Genomic DNA, 23,896 nt, shown 5'->3' on the forward strand with positions numbered 1-23,896 from the left:
GAGATTTTGGCCATTTCAGCCGAAGGTCACCCACAACACTTCTTCGCCCGGCAGACAAAGAGAAAAAATCTCGATCCGACTTGACCTTGCACCAGGGTGCAAGGTCGATAATAGGTAAAGAACAGCCAAAGGGCAAGAAGCAATCGACTGCCACAGCGAGGATCAAAAATGACGAATCCTGTATCAACGACGAAAAAACAACTGCTCTGCCCAGTCTGTCACGAGAAAGCCAAGCGAGTGAGTACGGTCACGCTTGGAGCGTTGCTCAACGATGAGTTTGCCCAGCAATTCAAGACGGATGACCAATCCTACTGTGCTTCAAAAGGTGAAGGCTGCGTTTCAATTCAGGGCGACACTGGCTGGCGGTTTTGCGATTCCGTAGATTGCGACGTGGTGTACTTTGCAGAACAAGGCGATACGGTCTTCACGAAATCCCAGCTCAAAGTTTCGGTTGGCGTCAAAGAGACGAAAGGCGAGCGACCGCTCTGCTACTGCTTCAAACATTCGGTATCGAGCATCAAAGACGAGCTTCGGCGATCGGGTAGCACGGAAGCCCTGCCGGAGATACGGGCCAAGATGAAAGACCCCGGATGCCGATGCGAGACGGAGAATCCTTCCGGCTCGTGCTGCTTGGGAAACGTCGGCAAAGGCATCAAGATTGCTCAGGCTGAATTGGACATGAGCGGCTTGGAAACCGAACCTTCCGAACTGACCGCAAGGCGATCGCGTCACAAAGGCGAAACCATTGCCAAGGTCGGAACACTCGTTTCGGCAATCTTGGCGTCAGCCTGCTGTTGGTTGCCGCTCATGCTGTTAGCTGTTGGTGTGTCAGGGGTAGGGATTGCATCAACATTGGAAGAGTATCGTCCGTACTTCATGGTTATCACGATTGGGTTTCTCGGGGCCGCGTTTTACTTTACGTATCGTCCAAAATCATCGGACTCGGATTGCTGCGTCACAGAGGCCAGCGGTGGTGACGCTTGTTGCGATACCGCCGCGAGATCAACCCTGAGCATGTTGACGGTCAACAAAGTAATGCTGTGGATCGTGACTGCGGCCGCAATCGCATTCCTATTTTTCCCGAGTTGCGTCGGAGTATTCGTCAATGGAAGCGACACGACCACGGTCACAGAACAGATGACACAAACCGTTATCAAAATCGAGGGAATGACGTGCGAAGGATGCTCGGCGCTCGTTGCTGATGCGATCAAGTCAGCGCCCGGTGTATTGGCGGTGAAAGTGGACTATCAAAAAGGCGAGGCAATCGTTGGAAGCGAAAGTTGCTGTCCATTCCCTCAAGCAGATGTCCTGGAGTCGCTCCAAAAAGCAGGCTACAGCGGTTCTTTGCCACCCGAGTGAATTTTGGGAAGAAGTCCCTGAGGTATGAACTGGACTAGCGGCTCCAGCCATTTCGCTGTTCGTACATCCAGATCGAATACCTGCTGCCACCGCGGCGCGGCCTGCCCCGGATCGCCGGCCAGCCTGAGTTCTGCGCCTTTCCGGGCACGGGAACCGACAACGTTGGGGCAGCACCGAGATACAGAAAAGGCATCAGTAACTCAAGGGAAATTGCGATCGCGATCAACCGGGTTTTTCGGCATAGAACAACGCCCCTACGGTGCATCGCGAAGTGCGGTATTTCGTTGTCTCGACCATGCGTACGTTTACGAAACCGGCTTCCTTAATCATTTCCACCAAACGCTCTGGGGTCAACGTACCGGCGACGCAATCGGCCCAAGAGTCATCCGTGCTCGCATCGCATGACTGGTTTTCTCCGCTGCGAATCATATCGGCGATGTGCAGTCGCCCTGCTGGCTTGAGTGCCCGAAATGCTTCCTTCAACACGCATGACTTTGCCGACGAGAGATTGAGCGAACCATTCGATATCACGACGTCGACGGAGGAATCTTCGAGGTGGATTTCTGAAATGTCGGCTTGGTGAATGTGGACATTGGTGAAGCCCGCCTTTTGGACGTTGGCTCTCGCTTTTTCAACCATTGCGGATGTGATGTCGATCCCCACGACTTGTCCTTGCTCACCAACCAGGATGGCTGCCACGCAAACATCCGCCCCCGCCCCACAGCCGAGATCAAGCACTGTCTCACCCCACTGGATTGGCCCGAGACTGAAAGGATTGCCGACCGCTGCAGCCGACTCCCAAACGTCGTCGGACAAACGGTCGAGCCATTGATCCCGGTAACCCAGGCTACGTGCGTTCTCCCTCCCCTTGCCCCAGCCGAAGTCTCGTTCTGGGTGCAAAGCAAGTGCGGTGTAGAGTTCCTGGACTTGTTCGCGTTGCTCGGCCTTTCCGCACAAATCATCATTCACTTTCCACAACCTATTGAATGAGGATCGATATTTCGTCAGTTCGGTCGTTGTTCCACGGGTCTGGTAAACTTTCGTGGTGTGACTAGATTCCACTTTGCCTGAATCGCACACGCGACAATACGAATGCGATGCTGGGTCGACATTCCCAAACGATCGCAACAATCGTCTCCCATCATTGTAGCGGTAATCAGAGAATCAGTATGCCCTCACCAAGTGAACACTGGAACAAAATTTTCTCCACCAAAACCGACCCCGAGCTCGGTTGGTACGAAGGCGATGTGACGCAGACGCTGAAGTTTCTCGCTCAAATCCCGCTCGGCGAGTCCAGGCAGGTTTTCTTGCCCGGTGCAGGCACTTCAAAACTTGTCGACGAACTGCTAAGCCGGGGACACAAGCTAGTGTTGAACGATGTCAGCGAGGAAGCCCTGAGCAGGCTGCGTCGCAGAGTCGGCACTGGCGAAAAACTGACGTTTCTTCGTCACGACATTTCAAAAACCTTGCCCGAGGGAATTTCGCAAGTAGACCTTTGGATTGATCGGGCTGTTCTCCATTTCTTGCTCGATGAAGAGGATATCCAAACGTATTTTTCCAATCTGAAGTCAACCATCCGATTGGGAGGGTACGCATTGCTGGCAGAATTTTCGCTTGCGGGTGCCCCCAAATGTGCCGGACTTGAACTCCATCGCTACTGCGTCGATGAAATGTCGCGACGCATGGGACCAGAGTTCGTGCTTGTTGAACATGAGGACTATACCTATATCAATCCAGCGGGCGACTCGCGTCCCTATCTCTACGCTCTCTTCAAGAGACAGGTCAATGAGTAGGACTTTGCACTCAATAGTGTGAGGAAGGCCCCGTTTTCTGAGACCGTGCCAATCATCAAAACTGGACCGATTCAGTTATCGTCGAGTCATTGACAGGATTCGAGATTTCGTGAAAGGAAAACTCGCCGGGTTTTCGCCGTTGGAATTGACATTTATAAACAGCCGACGCGACAGGCGAATTATCCGCTACGCCCATCTCCCAATCTGGCTTTAGAAGGGACAGCCAACCGTGCGATCCAACTGAGCGATGGTGCCGGCCAGTGTGGCGTCGCCCAAAGCGATCGCACTGCCTGCAGCCTGTGATATATGGCGACGGATGCTACCTTAGCTGAGCAACCAATAGTGTCGTGTCATCGAACGCTTTTCTTCCTTTGCGAAAGGCATCGAGCGATTTCTCGAACTCTTGGACTAATTCACGAGCGGTCGAGGTCGGGACTTTTCTCATCAGGTGCTCGATTCGATCGGTGCCGTATTGTTCCTCACTAGGATCAAATGCCTCAGTCACTCCGTCGCTAACGATGACTAAGCGAGCCGAATCGCCTATTGAAATTATTTCTTCGTCGTAGTGGGTATCGTCCTCGACACCCAAGATCAAATTGCCCACGGTCAATCGCACTGGCGTCTCGCTTCCAATCTGGAGGAATGGAAACTCGTGGCCAGCGTTGGCGTAAGTCAGGTTTCTTCTGTTCGGGTCAACGACCAGTAGCGTCATCGTCGCAAAGTGTCCCATCATCACGTACTCGCAGTAACGTTGATTGACATCTGTCAGAATTTCAGCGGGGCTGGACGACTTCTTTGCTGCTTCCGAAACGAACGCTTTCAACAACGTCGCCGCCATCGCAGCCGGAACGCCATGTCCCGAAACATCGGCGACACAAAGTAGATAGCGTCCATCGGATAATGAAATCACGTCGTAGTAGTCGCCACCAACATCGTCGGCAGGCGCGAACAGCTCGGCGACGTCGATTCCGACCAGTCCATTCACTTTCGGACGTAAGTTCTGTTGAATCTGGCGTGCCTTTTCCATGTGAACACGGTGGTCACGCTGAGCGTGATCCAACGCCTCTGTCATTGCATTGATCTGATCAGCAAGGTAACTCAGTTCTCGACAGCTTCGCGTGCGTGCAATCACGCTCAAGTCGCCGGACGCGACACTTTTTAACGCCGAAACGAACCCTTGGATCGGTTTGGCGATCAATTGCCGCAGCACGGCACTAACCACGAAAGCTGCAATCGCTCCCAGCAACAAGACGGCAAACATCTGGATCAACAACGACCGACGCGTTGCTCCCACAACGGCTGAACGTTTCTCAGATATGTAGACAGTACCCGCTGGTCCAGTGAACACCCCGACAACGAGCGAGCCGTTGGCTTTGGTTTCGGTGTCTATTGATTCAGATGCCGAGCGCATTGCAGAGAGCATTTCGTCGGAAGCATGCCCATGCGAGATCGCTTGGTACGGCAGCCCTCGCCAATCCGCAGCAATATGGTGACCGGGCGAATCGTCTGTGTTCATCCGAGCACATACGTTGTCGACTAAATTTTGAATCGCCTCGCCGCCATGCGCTTCAGCGACCAGCAACGACTCGTATATCGTTTTCGCTTCTTCGGTCAACGCGATCTGCTTCTCGTTCAAATGCCGATCCATCCGCAGGCGGTAGTCAACGAGAAGAAACGAAACGACAAACCCGAAGAGAATCGCATTGACGAGCACCAGCAGTTGCCGGCTAATCGGCAACTGATGCCATCGGTGTTTGAATGTGTCCATCATGGCACCTCAATTAGAGAAGCCGGGCGAATTTTCAGGCTCGCCCGGCTGACGGGGATCGAACGGAATCAGAAACGATTAGCTGAGTTCAGCAGAGTCGACTTCCGTGGAACTTGTCGATCCTTTGCCGCAGCACGCAGCGCCAACGCTGCAGCAGTACGCTCGCTTTGCACAACAGGTCGGTTGGCCTGTGGTACTGACGACATCGCCGGTCGCGGCTTTCGTTTCAGCGTGCTTTCCGCAGCATCGTGCGTTCACCGAGCAGCAATACGCACGCTTGGCACAGCAGGTGGGTTGAGAAGTTGTACTCGACACTTCGTCCGTGGCCGCTTTGCCTTCAGCATGTTTGCCACAGCATGCCGCGTGAACCGTGCAGCAGTACGCATGCTTGGCACAACACGTCGGTTCGGCCGAGGCGGTGGCTTCAACGTTGCTGGGGACGAACGAAACGGCAAATAAAACAGCAGAGAATACAGTAGCTAACATTTTGGAAACTCCAGGATTGATGGCGCAGCCGACATCGACATGCACCGATTGGGAAACAGATACATCTTCATTTTTGGATTGGGTCTGGCTTCGCAAAATCGAAGCAGAATCAACCGCTAAATCTGAAGACGAACGTTCCAATCCACCAGAGAGTTGGGGCGGACAATCGAATCCGGTCGGCCGAGAGAGGCCGAGTCAGTCTTCCAAGTGATCCGCGAAAAGTCGCTGCGATTCAAACCGCGAGGCGTCAGATCGTCGCCAGACGTTCGCGGCGGCAGCCAGACCTCCGTGTCGCAAGATGCCATAGCAGGGCATTCGTGCGACGGCTCGCCGTCACAGCAACTGTGCCCAACCGGCTGCGACTGGCAGCACACGTGAGGGCAAGGTTTCGCCGCGTGTGATCCTGCCCGAGCGACCGGCGAAGACGCCAACAGCACCGCGATCACTACAAGAGCAGCAAATAATCGAGCGGCAGAGTTGGTGTGGCGGCGGTTCATGACAGGCATGTTCCAAGAACATTCAAAAGATTCGCACTAGGAATCTCTTCTTTGATGCTCTTTGGATGCACGGCCCCGACGTTTCTTCACGACTTTCTTAAAAAGATTGGGAGCTGGGAGTGGAGGAGGTGGGAGCTTGATCAGGATATCGACACAATACTCCTCGTCCTCGATCATTCGACCAACCGCTTCAACTTGTCCGATGACACGCCGAAGTCGGTTGTTAAGCTTCTTTTTCTCGTCGTCTGAGAGCATGCTTGAGAACTTTGGATAGGCAGATTTTGCAGGATCGCCGATTTTACCCTCTAAGCGTCGTTGCGGTTAGTCCGCTACATCTTCATTCCGGGCATCATCTTCTTGCCGGATTTGTACTTGGAGATATCTCCGAATCGCCTCACGATCTCAGTAAAGACCTCGCCCGGTTCGACAGGTTCGTCGGTGTCCATCACCTTATGGTACAAATCCTCGGGCATCACGCGCAGCGTTGTCATCAGGCCCATCACCGCCATTTCGGCCATCGGCCGCATGCCCATCATCTCACGACGCGAGCCGATCTTCTTCATCATCGCATCGGACATGTTCATGCCCTTCATTTCTTGCGGGTAGCCGGGTGTCCCGAAGCCAGGGTCTTGGCGAGTCGAATCAACGGCGGGTCTGGAATCAAGATTAGCGAGATACTGGTCAACCGACGTGTTCTTTCGCATCCGCGGCCCGACTTGTTCAGTCATGTGGTTCATCATGTGATGAACCATGTGGCAATGAAACATCCAGTCGCCCGGATTGTTTGCGATGAACTCGAAGTCGGCAGCTTGTGCGATGCCGATCAGTTCCGTGTTGCGCGGAATCCAAGCGGAGTGCGGTGTGCGCGCACCCTCGCGACCCGTCAGCCAAAACGTATGACCGTGAAGGTGGATTGGATGGTGCTGCATCGGTGCGAAATTCATGATCCGCACCCGTACACGTTCGCCGTGTTTAACAACCAGCGGTGTTGTGTATGGACCGCTGCGACCGTTAATCGTGTGCCAGTTCCAATCCATCTTCCAACTGTCAGCGATATTTTGCGAACTGTCGATGAAGAAGTTTTGAAAGATCAACCCAAAGTCACGGTCCACAGGCGGATCAAAGACTTTCTTGGGATGGACGATGAACCATCCCACCATTCCAAACGCTTCCTGCATCGGCACGTGCGAGTGGTAGAAAAACGTGCCTTCCTCATGAACATCGAACTCGTAAACGAAAGTCTCACCCGGCTTGATCGGTTCTTGGCAAAGCTCCGACGCACCATCCCACTGAACCGGAAGTTCTAAGCCGTGCCAATGCACATACGTGTCTTCGGGTAGTTCGTTGGTAACAACAAACCGAACTCGATCTCCTTGGGTGACTTCGATTGTCGGCCCCGGCATGCTGCCGTTGTAGCCGTACACATTCATCTCATAGCCGGGTAGAAACTCTCGCTTAACCGCCATCGGGACAAGCTGGAACTCCTTCACTCCGCCAACCATCTTGAAGGGAAGCTTATCCAAGTCGGGAGCTTCAAAAGGAGCGGGCCCGTCTGCAGCCGGTCGAAATCCCGGCATCAGCTTGCCGAGGTAATAGTCACTGTTTGGGTCGTTGCCACGGGACGGCTTGAATCGCGAATACCCATCGTATTCAGCCTGAACATCCGAGCCTGCCGGAATCTGGGGCGCTGCGTGCTCGGAATGCTGGTGCGTGGACATCCCTTTCATGTCCATTGGTATCGGTTCTTGAGCATGCATATTCCTTCCAAGCAAATTCCCGACCACTCCCGTCGCGGCGGCCAGCGATCCGGCGGTTAAGAAGCGTCGGCGGTCTTCGGTGTTTGACATTGGTTAACTCATATGGGATTTGTGGTGGCGTCGGCGATTGGCGAGACAGTACTGCTATCGCGGTTTCGCGACCGCATCAATGTGTCCCGGTGGAACTGGGCCTTCAGCAGCCATCAACCCGCCGTCAAGTAGGAAACCGTTAATCATCGTTTCCTGTTGTCGGACGTGTTTGAACTGATCAACCTGTTGCATTCTGGCTTGAAAGTAGTCGCGTTGACCTTCCAGCACTTCTGGCCAAGCGATCCGGTTGTCTTTGTAGCTGACAAGCAACTGTCGATAAGCCGCCCGCAGTTCGGGAATCACTACTCGATCGTACTCCGTGGCGTGTTGCAGAGCGGTGGCATAAGCTCGATAGGCTGATGCCAAACGCTCTTTCAGGTGCAATTCCATTCTTTGAATCTCGAATTGCTGTCGTCGCAAGTCTTGGCAAGCCTGACGAATCGTTCCTTGGTTTCGATCGTAGATCGGCAGCTCAATTTGGACGCCCGCGTTGTAGACGTCGTCGCCGTTGCTGAAGTTGTAACCCGGCCCACCCTGGATCGTGATGTCCGGTATCCATTCGACCTGCTCTCGTCGGACGGTGGTTTGGTCCACGCGTAGTTTTGCTCGCGCGGCCAACACTTCGGGACTTTCCGCAATCAACCGTGAGAGAACAATGTCAAATGACTCCAGTGCATTGCTCGGACGCAACTCACCCTCAGTCGGGCCTATGGAAAGCGGTACGCCAACAATGGCGGACAGTCGCCGCAACGCATCGCGATACTCATTTTCAGTCGCCATGCGTTCCAAACGCTGTTTTTGCAGCATGACGTTGGCTCGTCGAACCGCGGTCAGATTGGCTTGGCCTTGGTTGTACTGTTCCCGAGTCGTCACGGCACCGTCTTCGGCCGTCTTTTCGATCTCTCGCTGAAGTTCGAGTCGCATCGAAGCCGCCAATGCCTCAATGAACTGTACTTCAACTGCATTCGTGACGCGGTACGTCTGTGCAATGGCGAGGTGTTCGGAGACGTGCGCGCGTTGGCGGTATTTCAATCGACTCAGTTGCAGTTTGCCAGCCGTCACGAAACGCTGAGAAACCTCGAATCCCTGAAACTCCCCGGCACTGCCGTCGCTACCAATCTTTTCGCCGACGTACATCAAGACGGGATTGGGATACAGTCCTGCCTGCAACGCTTTGGAAGTTTCTGCCGAAACGTGCAATCTTGCTTGCTGGATGGTTGGGTTATTTCCTGCCGCGAGGGCCAAGACAGTTTCGAGCGTATGAGTTTCGACTGTTGCGTTGTCCGGGTAGTCATACGTGGTATCGAAATCAGCAAACCCACTCGGCATGTCCGGCAATGGCGGCAAGTCGCTCTCGGGTAGAACTTGGTCATCGGCACCACTGAGTGACTGTGCCATCGTTCGATCCATGCTCATCATTTGCCCCATCGAGGGCTCTTGAGCAACCGCCGTTTGATAAGTCGTTGTCGCTGTCACTGCGATCAACAAGTGAAGTAGTCTTCGTTTCATTGATTCCGAATCCTTGGAATGATGCCGAGCCGTACTCGAACCTTCGGCAACATACCCATGCAGGGTATAGCACCGAATGGTCGGAATCGTCGCGCGATTGGATTGCACTCCGCTTGTAACGATTAGGCAAGATTTGCTTGTGCCAGAAGACGCCCAGACTTTACGATTGCGTTCGCCGAGAATCTTGACGATTTCCGCTGCAAGAATCAGGTGAGTTTCGCGACCCGCAGTCTCAACGCATTCGCAATCACTGACACACTGCTAAAACTCATCGCAGCCGCTGCAATCATCGGGCTGAGCAAGACGCCAAAGAACGGATACAGCAATCCGGCTGCGACCGGGATTCCCAGCGCGTTGTAGATGAAGGCGAAGAACAAGTTCTGGCGAATGTTACTCATCGTTTTTCGGCTCAAGTTCGCCGCCGCCGCAACACCGCGGAGATCGCTGCCGACGAGCGTGACGCCCGCAGATTCAATCGCAACGCCTGTTCCTGTGCCCATGGCGATGCCGACATTCGCTTCAGCAAGAGCTGGAGCGTCATTGATCCCATCCCCACACATCGCCACCGTCTTGCCCTCCTTCTTCAACTCGCGAACAAAGTCATGCTTTTCCTCAGGCGAAACCCCAGCATGAAACTCGTCGATACCCAGCCTTGATGCGACTGCTTTCGCGGTCGGTTCAGCGTCGCCCGTTAACATCACCACCTTCAATCCCAGTTCGTGCAACGTCTTTAGCGCTGCGGGCGTGCTTTGCTTGATCGGGTCAGTGATTGCGAGAATAGCGGCCAGCGTGTTGTCGATCGCTACGAACACAACCGTCGCACCTTCGGCCTGATGCGAACCCGCTTTTTCCCTTCCCGCATTGACTCCCTCGATGCCCTGCTCGTCCAACAAGTCAGCCTTGCCAATCAACACATCATGATCATCGACGCGAGCCTGAACTCCACCCCCGGTGATACTGCTGAATTCACTTGCCTCCACAGGCTGCAACTCGTCCGCATTTGCACGACGAACGACTGCCTGAGCCAACGGATGTTCGCTCTGCGATTCGACCGCCGCAGCCAACGTCAACACATCGTTCTCATTCCAATGACCAAACGTCTCGACGCCCGTCACTTCCGGTCGTCCCTGGGTTAGTGTGCCGGTCTTGTCGACGACGATCGTGTCGACCTTCTCCATGACCTCAAGAACTTCTGCGTTCTTGATCAGCACGCCTTCCTTTGCACCGCGACCCACGCCCACCATCACCGACATCGGCGTCGCCAGCCCCAGCGCGCACGGACAAGCAATAATCAACACTGCAACGGCCGCTACGAACGCATGCGCCAGTTGCGGCTGCGGACCAAACACCGACCATCCTATGAATGCGAGAATCGAGCAAACGATCACCGCTGGCACAAAGTACCGAGCGACCACATCGACCAGTTTCTGAATCGGCGCGCGACTTCGCTGAGCGTCCGCAACCATTTGCACGATGCGGTTGAGAACCGTGTCCCCGCCGACGCCGACGGCCTCCATCACGAGCGCACCGGTCTGATTCAACGTTCCGCCGGTGATTTCGTCGCCCTCGACCTTCTTCACAGGCATCGGCTCGCCCGTCAACATCGACGCTGCTCGACCCGCTAAGCACTTTCCCATCGACTGGAACCTTCTCACCGGGACGAACTCGCAACCGATCGCCCTTGTGAACTGAATCGAGCGAGACGTCTTCCTCGCCATCGTCTGTGATTCGGTGTGCCGTATCGGGGGCAAGCTTCATGAGTTCGCGAATCGCTCCGCCAGTCTGCTGACGTGCTCGTAGTTCCAACACTTGCCCGAGCAACACCAAAGTGATGATCACCGCCGCCGCTTCAAAATACAGCGGTGGAACACCGTTCTCGAAGAAGGCTTCTGGGATCACCCCTGGAAGCAGAACCCCGACCAAGCTGAACAAGTACGCTGCCAGAGTTCCCACCGCAATCAGCGAGAACATGTTCAAGTTCATCGTGCGAAACGACTTGGCTCCACGAACCAACAATGGCCATCCGCACCAGAAAACTACTGGCGTCGCGAGGGCCAGTTGCAACCAACCAAACATCGCCTGGCTCATCCAATCCGCGATCCGCAAGCCCACCATCGGCCCCATCGCGATCAGGAGCAGTAGCACCGACAGCGCGACGCCAACCCAAAAGCGACGTTTCATGTCGGCATACTGTTTGTCTTCACCTTCGTCAGCGATCGAAACTACCTTGGGTTCCAAATCCATCCCGCAAATCGGGCAATCGCCAGGCCCGACCTGCTCGATTTCCGGATGCATGGGACAGGTGTAGAGCGTCTCGGAGTCAGGGAGAGGAGGAGAGTGGGAGCGGTTGACAGTTATCTTGGTCGATGATCCATCACAGCACGAATGCTCCCCGTCTCCCACTCTCCTTGTCTCCCCCTCTTTCTTCGATCGTTTTGCCAGCACCCCAGCCGGATCATCCAGGAATTTGCTCAAGCATCCATCACTACAGAACACGTAGTGTTCGCCCTGGAAATCCGCCGAACGGGGACTGTCTGTAGGCACCTTCATGCCGCAAACCGGATCAATTTGCATTGACGGATCAGCAACCGGCAACGACGTCTCGTGTTTTTTGGCGTGGTCCATCGATTTCTCCAGGGGCTGTCAAAAAGTCACCCTCCAATATACCCCATAGTGGTATGCAAGTTACATACCACTTATGTAGCAGCAACCGAGCCGCATCGAAAATCTCAAAGGGAGAAACGAATGAGTACTGCAACCGCACCCATGAAGAGTGCGTCGAATGCTGCCGCAAATGTCAAGAGAGGTGCTCGTCCATGGCTGCATCGCACCGAACGGTAGGACCTGAAACGCAAAAACGCCGACGCCCCAAGATGGGACGCCGGCGTTCTACGACAAGATTTGTTTTCAACTTTTCGATTTGTAGGCGAGTAATCGAAGCGCGTTGAACACGACGACCAAGGTACTTCCTTCATGCAGAGCGACTGCGGGTCCGATGTTCAGACCGAAGAGGGTAGCTGGAACGAGGAACGCGACCATGCCGAGACTCATCCAGAGGTTCTGACGGATGATTTTTCTGGTAGATCGACTGAGGCCTATGGCCAGCGGAAGATGATCGAGGTTGTCCGCCATCAGAGCGACATCGGCGGTTTCTAGCGCCACGTCGCTTCCAGCCGCTCCCATCGCGATTCCTACCGACGCGGAAGCCATTGCGGGAGCGTCGTTGACGCCATCGCCCACCATTGCCACGCCGCCTTCGCTCTGCAGCTTCTTTATTTCAGCAACCTTATCATCGGGCATCAAGTCGCCACGAGCTTCATCCAGACCGACTTCCTTGGCGACCGCATCAGCAACTTGCTGGTTATCACCAGAAATCATGATCATTCGCTGGATACCAAGTTCGCGCAGCCGCGCAATCGTCCGCTTCGATGCTTCGCGCGGTGTGTCCATCAATCCGATCACGCCAAGATATCGATCTCCCCGGCGAACGATCACGGTCGTGCGGCCGCCGGTTTCGAGTGATTCGACAGTCTGCCGAACGTAATCAGGCAGCGGACTGCCATCGACCTCGTCGAACAACTCATCCTTGCCGACGTGCGTCAATTGTCCTTCGACTTCCGCTTGGATTCCGCGTCCAGTGATGCTCTTTAAGTTGCGCGCCTCTGGAACACTCACGCCACCATCTCCCAACTTCACCCGTCCATCGCGAGCGACGGCCTTGGCGAGGGGGTGTTTGCTGAGGTCTTCCACTGCAATCGCGATTCGCAGCAGTTCAGACTCCTCGACGCCGTTGGCGGGGCGAACGTCGGTAACCCGTGGTTCGCCTTCGGTAAGCGTTCCGGTTTTGTCGAACGCGATCGCGTCAATTTGGCCGAGACTCTCAAGCGGCCCGCCTCCTTTGACAAGAACACCACCGCGAGCGGCACGGGCCACACCGCTCAGTACAGCGCTGGGCGTGGCGATTGCGAGCGCACATGGACTGGCCGCGACCAGAACCGCCATCGCTCGATAAAACGAATCGCTGAAGGTTTCGTCAACCACGAATGGTGCAAACAAAAGCAGCACGACACCGGCGATTACCGACGGCACAAAGTATCGCTCGAACCGCTTGGTGAACTTTTGCGTCGGTGAGAATCGCGTTTCCGCTTCGTTCACCATCGTGACCACACGGGCGAGCGTGTTTTCGGCTGCGGTCTTGGTGACTTGAATCTCAATCGCGCCCGCCTGGTTAATCGTTCCGGCAAAGACGCGATGATTGAAACCGACCGACTCGGGACTATTCGCTGCTGCGTCGCGATCGGTCACCGATTGCTTGTCAACCGGAACGCTTTCACCTGTGATGGGAGCTTGGTCCACACTTGATTCACCTTCGATGACAAAACCGTCTGCAGCAATCCGCTCGTCGGGCTTGACGATGACGACGTCGCCGACGATTAGTTCTTCCACTGGCACTTCGACTTCTGCAGTTTTGCGTCGGACACGAGCGGTACGTGGGGCGAGCTCTGACAATGCTTCAATCGCTCGTTTGGCGCGTCCCATCGCGTAACCTTCGAGCGCGTGACCGATGCTAAACAGGAACAGCAACAGCGCGCCTTCAGCCCAAGCTCCGAGTGCGGCAGCACCAGCAGCGGCAGCGATCATCAGAAAGTCAATTTCAAACTTGCCAGCTCGAATCTTCTCTACGGCTTCCTTGAGCGTGAAGTATCCGCCAAAGAAGTAAGCGGTAATAAATAGCGTGGTGGGAATCCACGGAGCCAATTCCGCAAAGGTTTCCAGCAACCATCCAATCAACAGAAAGGCACCGCATAAGACTGCAAAGATCAGTTCCGTCTTGGGGCCAAGAATTCCACCATGCGCGTGTTCGTGACCTGCTTCGCGCCCATGCTTTTTGTGTGAGTGACCAGCATGATCATCCCCACGGTCAGGCACAGCTCCCGCCCATTCATCGAACGCGTCTGATATCGCCGACTCATTTGTCACTTGTCGATCATATTCAACGCGAACGGTACCGTCAGGCGACATTACCGACTCGAGGACTCCGTCGATCCGGGTCAATCGCGACTCGATCGCCGAAGCACGACGGGCGTGGATCGCGGGGGACTTCTTCAGCCAATGGCCGTATCTCTGATCCAGTTCGACGCCAGCCCGCATCGCCAATTCGCGGATGTCGCCAGTCGACACGATACGGGGGTCATAGTGAATGCAGATTTGGCCGGGCTTATCGTCGTCCGACCTGATTGCATGAGCCGAGTCGATTCCGGCCTTCGCCTGCAGTAAATCAGCCAATCGGCGGATGCAGGAATCACTCTCATCAGTCACCGTTGGCAAGAGAAAGCTAATTTCGATCTTTTCTTTTTTCATCACGTTTGCCGTTGGGCGTATGACCAGATGCAGAACCGTGTTGGCCGAAAAGCGACAATAACGGCTCGTCTGCGATCAAATAGTTGTAAGTTTGTGGCGGTCTCGAAGATTCCGTATTGTCAGACTGCCGATCCGAGCGACCACCCGGCCGTCGTCAAAGCCATTAAACCGCCGCCTACAGGAAGCAAGCACATTGCGGGCCGATCGTTGGAGCCAATTGCTTACTTCGCTGGCGATGCGGGTAGTTCGCCCCCTCCTTTGCCATACTGAGCGCAGCGAACCAATCGAATTTGTCTCCTTGTCCAATGTCATTCGCATGACGATCGCCCCAGACGCAGCGCAACCTAAGCAACGAATGCGCCACGTAGCTTTGTATCCAGAGCGGGAAGTGAACTCTTCTACCGGATGGGTGTGACGTCAGCTATAGTTACGCCGAGCGGGCGTCAGCGCTGATACCAATTCAATGGAGAAGGGCGATGCCTGCCATCTCCCGACGCGCCGCAAATCTTTCCCTACAAGATGTTCACACAGGATAACTTCTTTACGGACGCTGTTTTGCAGATTCGTCGTCCGCCAAACGCCAACGGCCACGTAAATTCTACTTTAACGATTCGGCCCTCACACCTACCCATCGCAAGACCACACCGGCGGAGCAAACATGGTCCACAAAATCGTCGACCTGCAAGAGATCGATCCCGAAGACGCTTTTCTTACGCCGGCCTACGGCGGCCGCGTTACGAGTCAGCCGGTACCCAAATATGAGATTCCCACTGACGGCATGCCGCCGCAAGTCGCATACAACCTCATTCGCGACGAGTTGATCCTCGACGGCAACTCTCGGCTCAACCTTGCAACGTTCGTGACGACGTGGATGGAAGACGACGCCAAACGTCTGATGGCCGAGACTTTCGACAAGAACATGATCGACAAGGACGAGTATCCGCAAACCGCAGAAATCGAACTGCGCTGCGTAAATATTCTGTCGCGACTCTGGAACGCGCCCGAAACCGGACAAGCGACTGGTTGCTCGACGGTCGGTTCTAGTGAAGCGGCAATGCTGGGCGGGATGGCTTTAAAGTGGAAGTGGCGCGAAAGGAGAAAAGCTCAGGGTAAGCCGACCGACAAGCCAAACATGGTGATGGGCATCAACGTCCAAGTGTGCTGGGAGAAATTCTGCCGCTATTGGGAGATCGAACCGCGCTTTGTGCCTATGGAGGGCGACCGTTATTGCCTGACGGCGACGGAAGCGACCAAGCTGGTCGACGAAAATACGATCGGGGTGGTGGCGATCATGGGCAGCACGTTCGATGGCCGTTACGAAAACGTCAAAGAACTTAACGACGCTCTTGAAACTCTTAACGCTGAACATGGCTGGGAAGTGCCAATACATGTGGACGGGGCCAGCGGCGGTTTTGTCGCACCGTTTCTGCAACCCGAATTGGAATGGGACTTCCGCCTGCCGCTGGTCAAATCGATCAATGCCTCGGGACACAAATTCGGGCTCGTGTTTCCGGGTGTCGGCTGGATTGTTTGGCGGGACGCGACCGAACTGCCCGAAGAGTTGATCTTCCACTGCAACTACCTGGGTGGCGACCTCCCGAACTTTGCGCTGAACTTTTCCCGCCCTGGTAATCAGGTGCTAGCGCAGTATTACAACTTTTTGCGTTTGGGCCGCGACGGATATCGGCGCATCCACCAAAACAGTCAGGACGTTGCCCTGTATCTTTCCGGCCAGATCGCCGAATTAGGCCCGTTCAGTTTGATATCTGATGGCAGCGATATCCCGGTATTCGCGTTCACCACCAACGAGCGGGCTAGTTTCAGCGTGTTCGACATGTCGGACAAACTTCGCGAACACGGGTGGTTGGTGCCGGCATACACTTTCCCCAAGAACCGCGAAGACTTGGGCGTGCTGCGTTGCGTGTGTAAAGAGGGATTCACGCGAGACATGGCCGATATGCTATTCGGTCACCTCGCCGCGGCCGTAAAGCATTTCGACTCCCACCCCGAACAGGTGGCGAACTCGGAACGACCGTCGTTCCATCATTAGACCCGCCAGTTCTGAGGTAGAAGCAACGTGTTGGAAGCGGGTCAGCAGCAGGTCACCGAACCTGGCTACCAATGTGTCGACGCGGACGGTCCCTGGCCTTTCGTTACTCGGCGGGTGTTCCAAGCAGCGGATCATGCTTCTCGCATCTGGAGTTCCCGTCATCACCGCAAAGGCTTGCGTCACCGTGAGCGTGAAGGCGGGCGCGACGCGATGGCGAGGCCAATTTGGCGATGTCTTTGGATGCCGAGCCATTTAAACTGGTGGATCGGAGCCGTGTTCGCGATCGGCTCGCTGCTTTTCGTGGTTGGCAGCGCGCTAAGTCTTGCACCTGCGTTATTTTCTTCACGGGCATTGGATTCAACACGTATCAATGTGATCTTCTTCGCAGGATCGATCCCATTTACGATCGCGGCATACCTACAACTGTTTCAGGCTGCCAACGTTGGCGATTTCCTGCCTAACGATGGACCGGCCGACCGGCTGGTCTTACTTGGTTGGCGACCCCATGACGCCGGCTGGCTGAGCAGTGCGTTGCAATTCATCGGCACCCTGTTGTTCAATTTCAACACGTACGATGCCATGCGTCCTTCGCTGAACTGGTTGCACCAGGACCTCGAAATCTGGGTGCCGGACTTTGCCGGTTCTGTGCTTTTCTTGTTATCAGGATATCTGGCCTATATCGAAATCTGTCACGCACACTGGGCTTGGAAGCCGTCGGACATTTCCTGGTGGGTCGCCTTCATCAATTTACTGGGGTGCCTCGGGTTCATGATTTCGGCGTTGTTTGCTTTTGTGCCGCCGCTAGGATCAAGCGTCGTGTCGGCATCTCTGGCCACCGCATTCACGCTACAAGGTGCCCTCTGTTTTCTCATCGGCGCCTTCCTTTTGCTTCCCGAAGCAGCGTTGAAAAATGCGCCTTCGAACGTAGGGCAATGGAAACCACCCGAACGTAAAAGATGAACCAAGTCGAGCATCCACACTCGACCTGGTCCAACAGTCTCCTATCGCACATGCAGAAGGCTGTCTATGGTTGCTGCATTTCAGCACCCAACCGTCGAAGTCCATCGCCGACAGTTTTCAGATGCCCTGCCGATCGCGCGGCCTCTTGCAAATACAAAGCGATCACAAAGTACGCGCGGCCAATGCCGCGTCCGAAAGTTGGCAGGGCGATAATAACTATCTACGGAAATCCTTCCGCTCGGGCGACGAGTTCCTTGCCGGTCCCACTTTCGCCGGTGGTAACCCAGAGGGTTTTGCTTTGACTTAAGCAGCTCTTTGACTCAATTGGATGAAATAGAAACTCTGCGATTTTTTCGATGTCTAGGTTCAATTGCATCCGCCGTGCCAACGTGCCTCTCTGTGGAGCGTTCTACACCACCTCGTCTAGCATTTGCCGAAAATGTGAGGTAATGCCTCGGCCTTGTCGGGGCAACTTTCCCCGACGCGACGAGTTGCCTCAATAGAGCATTGAATCGGTCAGTGATTGGTCGCAGTGGCCATGGATTGGCCAGGTGAAATGAAACATGGCTTAGTTTACGCTCGACTCTGTGCGTTTGCGGGATTTGGCACGAAGTGTGCTTATTTGCGTCGCATCGAATCTTCTTTGCAAACCCTATTGAAGCTCCGGAGTACGAACCGATGCTAGTCATTAAATCTCCATTCGTGTTGCCTACCGACCGCCCTCGCCTGGATTTGGAAGACACTGATCCAAACCGCCAGGATCAGTGTCAAGACAGCCGAATCGACATCCTGCGGCTGGAGATTTCATCGCAGTGGGACGAATGCGAAAAGCAAGCAAGGCACGTCGAAGCAAAGCGGCGATTGGCTCAACTGGGGACGCTGCTGTTTGATCGTAGCGAAGCGTGCTGAGATGGAAATGACCACTAGACCCGAGCGACCGACGCCAAGGTTAGGTTCAGACGCTCGATCGGAACGGTTGCCGTCGGCAAAACAAACGAAGGAGAAGCAAAAATGTGCTACACCGCAGATTGTGATGGACGCGAATGAACTCGTTCTTAATCATTCTCACTTGCGCGGCTTCGCCAGCGGATTGGTCATTTGCCTTGTCGACGACTCACTCGTGATCACGGGGACTTTGCCATCGTTCTACCTGAAGCAATCAGTGCAAGAGGCCCTTCGTGAACTCGGAAAAAAGATCATCAATCGCGTGAATGTCCTACCGCGGTAAAGAATGACAATGGAATTCCCAGCGTGGACACAATCGCCTGGGCACGGATTCAACCTGAAATCGGAGCTACGTTACCGATGCTGATTTTTCGAGCGACATGCCAAGCGATTCCAGCCGCGCACGCAAGGTCGTCCGTGTGATTCCGAGTCGCTTCGCCGCTTGCGTGAGATTCCCATCGGTTTGCTTCAGCACTTCTGCAAATATCTCTTTTTCCGCAAGATTGATTAGCTCGCGATGAATGTTCTCACTGCCCTCGGCGAGCAATTCGCGAGTCAGCGAGGCAAAGTCAATCCCGCCGGGCGCAGGCGTCGCTGGAGCCGCCACGACTTTGGACGGGGCACCTTCGCGAACCGTTTCTGGCAGAAACGTTGGCACGATGATGGGGCCAGATGCTTCGAGCAACGCGTGCTTCACCGCGCTCTGCAATTCGCGAACGTTGCCTGGCCAGCGATAGGTGTTCAGAAGCGTGATTGCTTCGGCGGCGAACCCGGTGATTTCTTTGTTAAGTTCCCTGGCGAATCGCTTGAGGAAATAGTTCGCCAGTAGTTCGATATCGTCACCACGTTCGCGCAACGGCGGTAGTTTGATCATGTATACGTTCAGACGATAATACAGGTCGCTGCGAAAATCCTTGTCCGCAATTGCTTGTTCGAGTTTACGGTTGGTCGCCGCGATTAAGCGTGCATTAGTACTGATTGTTTCGGTTCCCCCGACGCGCTCGAATGTTTGGTCTTGCAACACACGCAGTACTTTGGTTTGCATCAGCGGTGTCATGTCGCCAATCTCGTCCAAAAACAACGTGCCGTCGTTACACAGTTCAAACTTGCCAACTTTCTTTCTTTCGGCGCCGGTGAACGAACCTTTTTCGTGGCCGAATAACTCACTTTCAAGCAGGTTCTCTGGAATCGCAGCGCAGTTGATCGCTAGAAAGCGTTCAGCTGAACGCTGGCTGTACTGAAAAATCGCACGGGCAATGACTTCTTTACCAGTGCCACTTTCGCCCAGGATCAATGCGGTCACGTTCTGTCGAGCAACGCGACCGATCGCCCGATAGACTTCCTGCATGGCCGGGCAGTTGCCAATCAACAAATCAGATTCGCCCTCGGTGGGAACTTCATCAAGACTTTTGTCGGGAACGACGGCCCGGACTCGCGTCATGCGGCTGGTTTCCGCAGCGTCCTCGATCAGCGGAATCAGTGTATCGGGATCGAGCGGCTTGAGGATGTACTCAAACGCACCTCGCTGCATCGCTTCGATGGCGGTGCCTGCCGTGCCACGTCCCGTCATCAGGATGATGGGAACTTTGGCGTCGATGCGATGCAGTTTCTCAAACGCCTCCATGCCCGACATATCGGGCAACCGGATGTCGCACAACACAACGTCGGGAGTGCAGTCTAAGAAAACGTCAATACCTTGCTGCGCACTCGCACATGTGACCACTTCATCATTAGGAAACGTCATTTCGATCGTTTCGAGTATGAGCGGCTCATCGTCGATAACAAGTAATCGTGTCATATGCTGTTTTGAGTCGGTTCTGCGAAGAGAGGAGACGAGCGTTGGACCGTTCGCAACTAACCGATTGTACGGTTTGCCAGCAGTCGTTGAAAGTCGGACGGCATTGCGTCTGTGGCCTTTCGCTGAATCTGCGGGTGAGAACTGTAAGAAATTGCGCCGACTTTAGGGCTAGGGTGGCGAGGCGAAAGGGCTTTCACGACAAAGCCAAGCTGGCGATGAAAAAGGCCTACGGTTTCAAACCCTTCAAAACGATCGCAATCGCCCTCGATTACCAGCTCAGATATTACCAGCTCAGAAACCTGCCGGATCCCGATTTCACCCACAGATTCCGCGAATGAGGTTTAGTTTGATTGCAACGCCTGCAATTTCCGCGACGTGAGCAGCGAGCTTGGGTTGGTCTTGGATTAGGATGTGGTTAAGCATGGACGGGTTCGAGCCATTGCTTAAACGCGGCGGAGTCGAGCGACTCTTTGACCAACAATTCGCGAGCGATGGCTTCAAGGTGGGCGCGGTGCTCGGTGATAATATGCTTGGCTTCTTCATAGGCATCAGCAAGTAACTGCTTGACTTCCTGGTCGATTGTTTGCTCGGTCTGGTCGCTGCAATCGGTATGCAAGCCTCCTGCACCAGACTGCAGGTACATCGGTTGACGGCTGGCACAGTGCAATAATCCGATTTGGTCACTCATGCCGTACATGCACACCATTTGCCGAGCCATCGCGGTCGCTCGTTCCAAATCGTTTTCGGCACCAGTACTGATCTCGCCGTACACAATCTCTTCCGCCGCTCGGCCACCGAGCAACCCTCTCAGGCGTTCGATCAATTCCGTTCGCGTCATCAGGAACTTTTCTTCGGTCGGTAATTGCAGCGTGTAGCCCAGTGCCGCCCGACCGCGAGGCACGATACTGATTTTGTGAACGGGGTCGGCGTGCTCACTGAACGTACCGACCAAGGCATGACCTACTTCGTGGTATGCGACACGCTCTCGTTCGTGCTCGTTCAGACGACGACTCTTGCGTTCAGGACCAGCGACCACTTTCTCTACGGCTTCTTCAAGGTCGTGTTGCGTGATCGTTTTCGACTTCCGACGCGCGGCCATCAGCGCCGCTTCGTTCAATGCGTTGGCAAGATCCGCACCGGAGAATCCCGGTGTGGCTTGAGCGATTCGGGTCAAGTCGACCTCTTCTTCAAGTGGTTTATTGCGGGCGTGGACTTTTAGAATCGCGACTCGTCCGTCGATGTCCGGCGAATCGACGATCACTTGGCGATCGAAACGACCGGGACGCAGCAGAGCTTTGTCGAGCACTTCGGGCCGGTTGGTTGCCGCCAATAAAATCACACCGACGTTAGCTTCAAAACCATCCATTTCAACCAACAATTGGTTAAGCGTTTGTTCCCGTTCATCGTTGACTGCTCCGACATGCACGCCTCGTTCACGACCGATCGCATCAAGTTCGTCGATAAACACGATGCACGGCGCAGTGGCTTCGGCTTGTTTGAACAGGTCACGCACGCGCGAAGCACCCACACCGACAAACATTTCGACAAAGTCGCTGCCTGAGAGCGAAAAGAACGGCACCTTGGCTTCACCGGCAACTGCGCGAGCCATCAACGTCTTGCCGGTTCCGGGAGGTCCAACCAGTAGAACACCTTTCGGGATTTTGGCCCCCAGTGACGCGTATTGCTCGGGATGTTTTAGGAAATCGACAACTTCTTCGAGTTCATATTTGGCTTCGTCACATCCGGCGACGTCATCAAACGAGACTCCTGTGGATTCTTCGCCAGCCAGTTTCGCTCGGCTTTTACCGATGCTCATCATGGCCGAACCGGCGGAGGCCAAACGGCGGGACAGAAATGTCCAGATCAAGAATACGATTGCAAACGGGATGAACCAGGACGTCAGCAAGCTGTAGAGAAAACTCGGCCGGATTCCTTCAAATTTAACGTTTGCCGCTTCGAGGTCTGCGATCAATTGTGGGTCGTCGACACGGACGGTACGAAAAATGAACTCGCTTGGCTTCGGTGCCGCTGCAGCCTTGACGGTGGCGGGTTCGGCGGAGATTGCAAGCTTGGGCGTTTGTTTCGCGTCGGGGGTCGATTCGGGTTTGGTTTCCGGAGCGGTTTCGGATTTGGTCGCCGGAACAGTCCCCACTGGCTGCTCGGCTAGTTTTTTGTCATTGGCAACGCTGGCTTGGTTGTCAGTTGCTTTGTCGACGGTGGGTTGAGTTTCCTTCTTGCCGGACAACCGTATCAAACCCACGATCGCATCGTCCTGGACATCGCACTCAACGACCTGCTTGTTTTTGACGTAATCCTTGAAGTCGCTGTAAGGGATCGTCCGAACTGTCCCGCGAGCACCAAAGTCTTGCCACAGCCACAGCATCAATAACATCATCCCGGCGTACCAAATAAGGGCTTGCCAATTGATTTGCGGTGTTGGCCCGAGCGGTGAGTCATTGCCCGGTGGCGTCGGTTCGGTCGGCTGAGGCATAGTGTCGTGTGAAATAAGTGAAGCGTACGGAGGCGATTCCTGAAAGGCCTTAGCAGCCGGGAGCAAAATTTCCGACATTGCAGGATGTATCCGAGGCGGATGCCAGACGGATTTTGTCGTACCGCTAAGCGCGGGGTGGCTATCTTTTTGATGCCAAGTAGTTTCCGAGCTTCTTGGTTTCTTCACCGACGAACGTCAATGCCTTGCTGACGTCCTCGACAGCGTACCCGGCGCCTGCTTTCAGCTTTGGCTCTAAATCTTTGGCGGCTTGCAACGTGACTTTTGCTCCGGCTTCCCACTCGCGGCCAGCCCACTTTGCTGCGCTTTCGACATCGCAGACGGCGCGGTTTAAGTACGATCCAGCGCCTGGCGCGTCGCCAGCCTTGATTGCCGTGCCAGCTTTTGCGTGATACTCGACGGCCATTGCCTGATTGGCTCGGGCAAAAGAATCGGCCATTTCACGGCGGCCGATCGTTGCTCCGTTCCTGACCCTGACTGCCAATGCGGTCAGCTCGGCGGCGGATTTTTTCAGCGCCGCTTCGGCGGCGGGCGTTGCATTGACCGCAGCAGTCTTTACATACGCCGCAGCCTTTTCAATGTCCGCAGCGGCTTCATCGGCCTTCTTGCCAAGGAATGTTTCGTGAGCCGCCGTCATCAATCGCTGTGGTTCGGACATCAACTTTGTCCAGTCATCTTCGTGGACTGTGATCGATTTGGCCGGCACCGCCGCATTTGACACAGCTGTTTTTTCGACTGGCGGTTGATCGGCAAAAGCGCTGGGACTCAAGAGCATGAGACTCAGAACTGCTGTCGGAAGCGATTTCATGGTTTGATTCCTTTGATGGGAGTTGGGAAGCGAGTCGCCGTCATGCGAAGCACTCGGCGTGCCAATCCTGCGAAGCTGTGCTTGCCGCGAGATTTTGCGCTGATGGACACGCCGGACGACCAGCGTCTGGTCGCAGCGATCAAATTCTGTTCGTTCTCTAAATCACTCGGCGAGCGATTTCCTGGTTGGCCGAAGTCATTGCTCGA

Annotated in this window: 17 protein-coding genes and 2 pseudogenes; 8 read left to right on the top strand and 11 right to left on the bottom strand. The window is 54.8% G+C overall.

What is annotated here, in order from left to right; translation table 11 throughout:
• Positions 1–168: 168 nt before the first annotated feature.
• Positions 169–402 (top strand): annotated as a pseudogene (locus TBK1r_RS38970) (hypothetical protein); the annotation flags it as partial.
• Here TBK1r_RS38970 and TBK1r_RS38975 read toward each other — a convergent pair.
• On the bottom strand, positions 340–504 hold the full coding sequence (locus TBK1r_RS38975) for a hypothetical protein (protein WP_419581626.1): 165 nt from the start codon (positions 502–504) through the stop codon (positions 340–342). The pseudogene TBK1r_RS38970 and the gene TBK1r_RS38975 overlap by 63 nt on opposite strands.
• A 126-nt stretch (positions 505–630) precedes the next feature.
• Between TBK1r_RS38975 and TBK1r_RS38980 the strand changes: the two genes are divergently transcribed.
• Positions 631–1,359 (top strand): mercuric transporter MerT family protein, encoded by a 729-nt coding sequence (locus TBK1r_RS38980; protein WP_419581591.1) that lies wholly within the window; start codon positions 631–633, stop codon positions 1,357–1,359.
• Between the two features lie 222 nt (positions 1,360–1,581).
• Here the strand turns inward: TBK1r_RS38980 and TBK1r_RS22890 are convergent, their stop codons facing one another.
• Positions 1,582–2,328 (bottom strand): methyltransferase domain-containing protein, encoded by a 747-nt coding sequence (locus TBK1r_RS22890; protein WP_419580295.1) that lies wholly within the window; start codon positions 2,326–2,328, stop codon positions 1,582–1,584.
• A gap of 128 nt (positions 2,329–2,456) precedes the next feature.
• Between TBK1r_RS22890 and TBK1r_RS22895 the strand changes: the two genes are divergently transcribed.
• Positions 2,457–3,152 (top strand): class I SAM-dependent methyltransferase, encoded by a 696-nt coding sequence (locus TBK1r_RS22895; protein WP_419580296.1) that lies wholly within the window; start codon positions 2,457–2,459, stop codon positions 3,150–3,152.
• A gap of 319 nt (positions 3,153–3,471) precedes the next feature.
• On the opposite strand, the gene TBK1r_RS22900 is transcribed toward TBK1r_RS22895, so the two are convergent.
• Positions 3,472–4,923 carry a PP2C family protein-serine/threonine phosphatase gene (locus tag TBK1r_RS22900; protein WP_419580297.1) on the bottom strand — a complete coding sequence of 484 codons (1,452 nt, stop codon included), beginning with the start codon at positions 4,921–4,923 and terminating at the stop codon, positions 3,472–3,474.
• Positions 4,924–5,308: 385 nt separating this feature from the next.
• On the opposite strand from TBK1r_RS22900, the gene TBK1r_RS38985 reads away from it, so the two are divergent.
• A complete protein-coding gene (locus TBK1r_RS38985) occupies positions 5,309–5,617 on the top strand; it encodes a hypothetical protein (protein WP_419580298.1) in 309 nt (102 codons plus the stop codon).
• A 322-nt stretch (positions 5,618–5,939) separates the two neighbouring features.
• Here the strand turns inward: TBK1r_RS38985 and TBK1r_RS38990 are convergent, their stop codons facing one another.
• The 5 genes and pseudogenes from TBK1r_RS38990 to TBK1r_RS22935 form a co-directional block, all read right to left on the bottom strand.
• The gene (locus tag TBK1r_RS38990) at positions 5,940–6,158 is read right to left on the bottom strand and encodes a metal-sensitive transcriptional regulator (RefSeq protein ID WP_419580299.1); all 219 of its coding nucleotides are present in this window, start codon (positions 6,156–6,158) and stop codon (positions 5,940–5,942) included.
• Between the two features lie 74 nt (positions 6,159–6,232).
• Positions 6,233–7,750 carry a multicopper oxidase domain-containing protein gene (locus tag TBK1r_RS22920; protein WP_145215956.1) on the bottom strand — a complete coding sequence of 506 codons (1,518 nt, stop codon included), beginning with the start codon at positions 7,748–7,750 and terminating at the stop codon, positions 6,233–6,235.
• A 54-nt stretch (positions 7,751–7,804) separates the two neighbouring features.
• Positions 7,805–9,259 (bottom strand): TolC family protein, encoded by a 1,455-nt coding sequence (locus tag TBK1r_RS22925; protein ID WP_419580300.1) that lies wholly within the window; start codon positions 9,257–9,259, stop codon positions 7,805–7,807.
• A 206-nt stretch (positions 9,260–9,465) separates the two neighbouring features.
• Positions 9,466–11,884 (bottom strand): annotated as a pseudogene (locus TBK1r_RS22930) (heavy metal translocating P-type ATPase).
• Between the two features lie 282 nt (positions 11,885–12,166).
• A complete protein-coding gene (locus tag TBK1r_RS22935; RefSeq protein WP_145215963.1) occupies positions 12,167–14,620 on the bottom strand; it encodes a heavy metal translocating P-type ATPase in 2,454 nt (817 codons plus the stop codon).
• 658 nt (positions 14,621–15,278) lie between these two features.
• On the opposite strand from TBK1r_RS22935, the gene gad reads away from it, so the two are divergent.
• The 3 genes from gad (at position 15,279) to TBK1r_RS22950 (ending at position 18,539) form a co-directional block, all read left to right on the top strand.
• Positions 15,279–16,670 carry a glutamate decarboxylase gene (gene gad, locus TBK1r_RS22940; RefSeq protein ID WP_145215966.1) on the top strand — a complete coding sequence of 464 codons (1,392 nt, stop codon included), beginning with the start codon at positions 15,279–15,281 and terminating at the stop codon, positions 16,668–16,670.
• Positions 16,671–16,697: 27 nt separating this feature from the next.
• Complete coding sequence (locus TBK1r_RS22945; RefSeq protein ID WP_419580301.1) at positions 16,698–17,630, top strand: hypothetical protein; 933 nt, start codon at positions 16,698–16,700, stop codon at positions 17,628–17,630.
• 678 nt (positions 17,631–18,308) lie between these two features.
• Positions 18,309–18,539, top strand: coding sequence for a hypothetical protein (locus TBK1r_RS22950; protein ID WP_145215970.1), 231 nt, complete (start codon positions 18,309–18,311; stop codon positions 18,537–18,539).
• Between the two features lie 385 nt (positions 18,540–18,924).
• Here TBK1r_RS22950 and TBK1r_RS22955 read toward each other — a convergent pair whose 3' ends face one another.
• Positions 18,925–20,373, bottom strand: a complete 1,449-nt coding sequence (locus tag TBK1r_RS22955) for a sigma-54-dependent transcriptional regulator (protein ID WP_145215973.1) — start codon at positions 20,371–20,373, stop codon at positions 18,925–18,927.
• Between the two features lie 41 nt (positions 20,374–20,414).
• On the opposite strand from TBK1r_RS22955, the gene TBK1r_RS22960 reads away from it, so the two are divergent.
• Positions 20,415–20,711, top strand: coding sequence for a hypothetical protein (locus TBK1r_RS22960; protein ID WP_145215976.1), 297 nt, complete (start codon positions 20,415–20,417; stop codon positions 20,709–20,711).
• A 77-nt stretch (positions 20,712–20,788) separates the two neighbouring features.
• Here TBK1r_RS22960 and ftsH read toward each other — a convergent pair whose 3' ends face one another.
• Together ftsH and TBK1r_RS22970 are read right to left on the bottom strand one after the other, a co-directional pair.
• Complete coding sequence (gene ftsH / locus TBK1r_RS22965) at positions 20,789–22,864, bottom strand: ATP-dependent zinc metalloprotease FtsH (protein WP_419580302.1); 2,076 nt, start codon at positions 22,862–22,864, stop codon at positions 20,789–20,791.
• 139 nt (positions 22,865–23,003) lie between these two features.
• A complete protein-coding gene (locus tag TBK1r_RS22970; protein ID WP_145215982.1) occupies positions 23,004–23,690 on the bottom strand; it encodes a hypothetical protein in 687 nt (228 codons plus the stop codon).
• Positions 23,691–23,896: the final 206 nt, after the last annotated feature.

Source organism: Stieleria magnilauensis (genome assembly GCA_007753675.1).
Lineage (GTDB): Bacteria > Planctomycetota > Planctomycetia > Pirellulales > Pirellulaceae > Stieleria > Stieleria magnilauensis.

Coding starts and splice junctions, on each gene's coding strand:
- TBK1r_RS38975 (WP_419581626.1), bottom strand. CDS start 504: ATGTTTGAAGCAGTAGCAGAGCGGTCGCTCGCCTTTCGTCTCTTTGAC.
- TBK1r_RS22895 (WP_419580296.1), top strand. CDS start 2,457: ATGCTGGGTCGACATTCCCAAACGATCGCAACAATCGTCTCCCATCAT.
- TBK1r_RS22900 (WP_419580297.1), bottom strand. CDS start 4,923: ATGATGGACACATTCAAACACCGATGGCATCAGTTGCCGATTAGCCGG.
- TBK1r_RS38990 (WP_419580299.1), bottom strand. CDS start 6,158: ATGCTCTCAGACGACGAGAAAAAGAAGCTTAACAACCGACTTCGGCGT.
- TBK1r_RS22920 (WP_145215956.1), bottom strand. CDS start 7,750: ATGTCAAACACCGAAGACCGCCGACGCTTCTTAACCGCCGGATCGCTG.
- TBK1r_RS22925 (WP_419580300.1), bottom strand. CDS start 9,259: ATGAAACGAAGACTACTTCACTTGTTGATCGCAGTGACAGCGACAACG.
- TBK1r_RS22935 (WP_145215963.1), bottom strand. CDS start 14,620: ATGAAAAAAGAAAAGATCGAAATTAGCTTTCTCTTGCCAACGGTGACT.
- gad (WP_145215966.1), top strand. CDS start 15,279: ATGGTCCACAAAATCGTCGACCTGCAAGAGATCGATCCCGAAGACGCT.
- TBK1r_RS22950 (WP_145215970.1), top strand. CDS start 18,309: ATGCTAGTCATTAAATCTCCATTCGTGTTGCCTACCGACCGCCCTCGC.
- TBK1r_RS22955 (WP_145215973.1), bottom strand. CDS start 20,373: ATGACACGATTACTTGTTATCGACGATGAGCCGCTCATACTCGAAACG.
- ftsH (WP_419580302.1), bottom strand. CDS start 22,864: ATGCCTCAGCCGACCGAACCGACGCCACCGGGCAATGACTCACCGCTC.
- TBK1r_RS22970 (WP_145215982.1), bottom strand. CDS start 23,690: ATGAAATCGCTTCCGACAGCAGTTCTGAGTCTCATGCTCTTGAGTCCC.